This is a genomic window from Acinetobacter sp. NRRL B-65365, from assembly GCF_001605865.1.
In the GTDB taxonomy this organism is placed as follows: Bacteria; Pseudomonadota; Gammaproteobacteria; order Pseudomonadales; family Moraxellaceae; genus Acinetobacter; species Acinetobacter vivianii.
The window spans coordinates 1-360 of the sequence record NZ_LRPD01000075.1; the positions used below are offsets into that span (position 1 = coordinate 1).

A 360-nucleotide genomic window follows, 5' to 3' on the forward strand; every position below is an offset into this window, starting at 1 on the left:
TCAACAAATTATTATTGCCAAGAACATGATTAGGGAAGCGACTACCTAATAAAAAATAAATGCCATGAGGCATTGGATGCCTCATGTTCCTTCAGAGGATATGGACATGACAACAGAAACAGTTGCACAAAATACGGCTAGCAGTGAAGCTATCCAGACACCAAAAAAAATTTGGATTACCGCATTTATATTCGCTTTTTTAACATTGTTGTGTGATGGGGCAGACTTAGGTTTTTTGGCATTGAGCCTGACCAGTCTTAAAACAGAATTTCATTTAACCGGTGTACAAGCTGGAACGTTAGGCAGTTTAACACTTTTAGGTTCAGCAATTGGTGGCCTGATTGGTGGTTGGGCATGTGA

The 360-nt window shown here is 39.7% G+C and carries 1 pseudogene; it reads left to right on the top strand.

Annotated features, from left to right (window positions below):
* Positions 1 to 106 precede the first annotated feature (106 nt).
* Positions 107 to 360 (top strand): annotated as a pseudogene (locus AWW72_RS19735) (MFS transporter); the annotation flags it as partial.